Source organism: Desulfobacula sp. (assembly GCF_021107415.1).
The window spans coordinates 1-3,418 of the sequence record NZ_JAIOSW010000463.1 but is presented as its reverse complement, the minus strand read 5'-3'; the positions used below and the strand labels follow the sequence as shown (position 1 = coordinate 3,418).

At 41.6% G+C, this 3,418-nt stretch carries 2 protein-coding genes and 1 pseudogene; 2 read left to right on the top strand and 1 reads right to left on the bottom strand.

All coding sequences use genetic code 11. From position 1 onward, the window contains the following. Positions 1-224, bottom strand: a pseudogene (locus K8S13_RS23335) (taurine ABC transporter substrate-binding protein); the annotation flags it as partial. A 269-nt stretch (positions 225-493) separates the two neighbouring features. On the opposite strand from K8S13_RS23335, the gene K8S13_RS23330 reads away from it, so the two are divergent. Both K8S13_RS23330 and K8S13_RS23325 read left to right on the top strand, forming a co-directional pair. Continuing rightward, positions 494-2,572 (top strand): transporter substrate-binding domain-containing protein, encoded by a 2,079-nt coding sequence (locus K8S13_RS23330; RefSeq protein ID WP_291466130.1) that lies wholly within the window; start codon positions 494-496, stop codon positions 2,570-2,572. 7 nt (positions 2,573-2,579) lie between these two features. After that, the coding region (locus K8S13_RS23325; RefSeq protein ID WP_291466129.1) for a sigma-54 dependent transcriptional regulator at positions 2,580-3,418 on the top strand (839 nt) is incomplete at its 3' end.

Sequence of the window (3,418 nt, the reverse complement as noted above, 5' to 3'; positions counted from 1 at the left end):
GCATAAAAATTTTGAAACAAAACTCCCAGGCCGTGTTTTTTAAACAACCCTTTTTCCATGCCGACCCAGGCCGGGTAGTGCCCAAGCCAGGAAGAGCCGCCATAAATAACTGTAACCTTTTCAGGCTTGTTGTCAGCACTTGCGGTGCCGGGTGCCAATGTCAGCATGACCGCCATGGTCAAAGCCAATAAAAGTGTACTAATGGTTACTTTTTTTAATTGCATCCTGTTACCTCCTTAGTGGTATTTGATTATAAATTATACTTTTTCAGCCTTGAATACGGCAAGGCCGGGAAAGTATTCCAAACGAATTAATAGTTACATGCTGTCATACATAACTATCAAGAAATGTGCCACTCTCCATACATGCTTAAAAACAGGGATATGGCATATAATTGTTGCTTGATAATGGGTCTGTCCTGTATATTGCAAGTGCCGATATCAGCACACTTATAGTATGCTATGTGTTTATTCCGGCACATGCAGAAGATAGGATGATAACAAAAAATCAGGTAGTTGAGGATGGCTTTGCCCGGAAAAACATACTGGCTAATGGCATTGAAAACAAGGGTATGGAAATTGCTATATTTAATAGCTATATAAATATCATGGATAATAAAAAATTTAAAATATATCAATGCCTGGGGATGTTACTCTTTTTTATTTTTCTTGTTTTAAAGCCCGGGACAGGTCTTGGTAATGATTCAAAGGTGCTTCGTGTCGGCGTGCCAACCGGTTTCCCTCCATTTTCTTTTAAGGGTAAAGGGGAGTATCGTGTCAGGGGATATGCGGTTGATGTTATTACAACCATCAGCGATATTAATAAAAAAAATGTGCGGTTTCTGGTGGGTAATCCGGAAGATTTGTTGGCTGCACTCCGTTTTGGAGAGATTGATGTTGTCAGTGGTATAGTGTTGTCGGAAAAATTAAAGCAGGATTTTGATTTTCTTGAACTCAATGTTTTTGTAAAGCGGTTTTTTTATGTTAAAAAAGCAGAAATTAATTCGATAAAACAAAACGACCTTCCGGGTAAAACAGTTGTGGTGGTAAGAGGGCAGCCATATATGGATTTGGGCCTGGACTGGCAGGGATTGACTATTGTACAGGCAAGAAGCTTGCTGGAAGCCTTACAGATGCTGGATAGCAACCATGCACAGATTATGATCGGGACGTCGGAAAGAGTGGTCAACTATCTGGTCGAAAAACACAGGCTGACCGATATCCGCCAGGTCGGGGTAACCATGGGGCGCCTCCCTCTGGCCATTATTGTCTCCAAAGGCAATACCATGCTTTTAAAACAATTGAGTGTCGGGCTTGGAATGGCCATCAGTGACGGAAGGCTTGGAAAAGTCGAAGCAAAGTGGTTCAGCAGCAGAGACCTGGCCTTTGTCTGGTCACAATATAAAATATATTTATTAAGCGGAGCATTTTTTTTACTCATACTTATGATAGGCTTCATAATATGGAACTATATGCTTAAATCTCAAGTTACCCGTATTACCCGGGATCTGCACATATCGGAACAGCGTTACAGGGAACTTATAGAATCCTCACCCGATATGGTTTTTTTGATCAATCCGCAAGGATATATACATTTGGCCAACAACACGGCCTATGAAAGACTTTCCATTGACCGTGATTGTGAAAAAAAACCTCACCTGACGTCTATTGTTGATCCGCCCTGCATTCAAGCGATGACAAGTTTTCTTAAAATGCTGTTCAAAACCGGTTATGGCTCCAATGAAACAAGACTTATATCTCACGATTCCCGGTTAATTCGTGTCGAAATGATTGCTGCAACCATCAGGCTTGGAAGCGAGGGTGAACAGCTCGCCTGTTGTTTTGCCCGTGACATTACGGAGCGGAAACGGCTGGAGGAAGAACTTGTCCAGAGTGAAAAACTTGCTATTATAGGAAAAATGTCAGCATGCCTGGCCCATGAAATCAATAATCCCATAGGTATTGTACTGGCCCACACCGAAGATATCATCAGCGGGGAACTGGACCCCAAGGAAGTCAACGAAAGCCTGCATTCAATACAGAGAAATGCCATAAGGGCAGGACAAATTACAGAAAGTCTTCTGAGCCAGGCATCCTTTAAAGATAATGCCTTTAAAAATCTGGATCTTGCCGATGTGTTAGAAGTGTGCATCCATTTTATCAAGCCGAAATTAAAGAATATTTCAATTCATAAAGACCTTTCATCCCGCCAATATTTTGTATATGGAGATGAAATCAGCTTGCAGCAGGCTTTTATCAATCTCTTGCTTAACGCAATTGAAAGTATTCCGGGCACAGGCGATAAAATTAATGTTCAAATAGAACATAAAACCATTGAAGGACAACTATTTGTTGAGGTCTTGATAAAAGATACCGGCAAAGGAATTGCAAAAAAAGATATCAAAAAAATATTTGATCCTTTTTTTACAAGCGGCAAGCACCGCGGATTTGGGATCGGGCTTTTTGTTGCCTATCACATTATCAAAAAACATGGTGGGAAAATTATTCCCATATCTGTTGAAAAGGCCGGAACTGTCATGCATGTGAGGTTGCCGGCAGCTAAAAAGGAGTAAGGCTTAAATGGTGGAAAAAATTCTCATAGTTGAAGATGAACTGGAAATGCTGCAGTTTCTGGAACGTTATTATTCCAGAAAGGCGTATAAGACAACGGCTGTTGATTCTACCGAGAAGGCATGGGCAGCCCTTTGTGAAACAGAATATGACCTGGTCATTTCCGATATGGCTTTTGACGGAATGAGTGGTATTGATCTGCTGAAAAGAATCAGAGAGGTTGACAAGGATTTGCCATTTATCATTATTACCGGACAAGGCTCCATAGAAAGTGCGGTTGAAGCAATAAAAATCGGGGCATTTCACTATGTTACAAAGCCGTTTAAGCCTAAGGAACTTGAAATTATTGCCGGCCGTGCCATTGAGTTTGGAAAAATTCATAAGAAATTTGAACGGATACACAGGGAAGAAGCAGAACGTGAGAATCAATCAGTGGTTTTCGGCAATAACCGCCAGATAAAAGAAGTCATGCAGGTAATCGACAAAATATCCGCTTCCCAGGCACCCATCATTATAGAAGGAGAAACCGGTACTGGCAAATCTGTTTTTGCGCATCATATTCATCAGATCAGTGACCGGAGCAATGGTCCTTTTGTTACCATTGACTGTGGGGCACTTTCGGAGAACTTGCTGGAAAGTGAGTTGTTCGGCCATGTTAAAGGTGCGTTTACAGGAGCGGTCAGGGCAAAACGGGGATTGTTTGAAGATGCTTGCGAAGGGACTGTTTTTCTGGATGAAATCGGGGAGATGACATTGTCAACCCAGGTGAAACTGCTCAGGGCATTACAGGAATTTGAAATCAAACCCGTTGGAGGAAACCAGAGCATTAAAATTGATGTCAGGGTTAT

Bases quoted from the DNA above. Each gene is read 5' to 3' on its own strand.
- K8S13_RS23330 (WP_291466130.1), top strand. From the start codon at position 494: ATGATAACAAAAAATCAGGTAGTTGAGGATGGCTTTGCCCGGAAAAAC.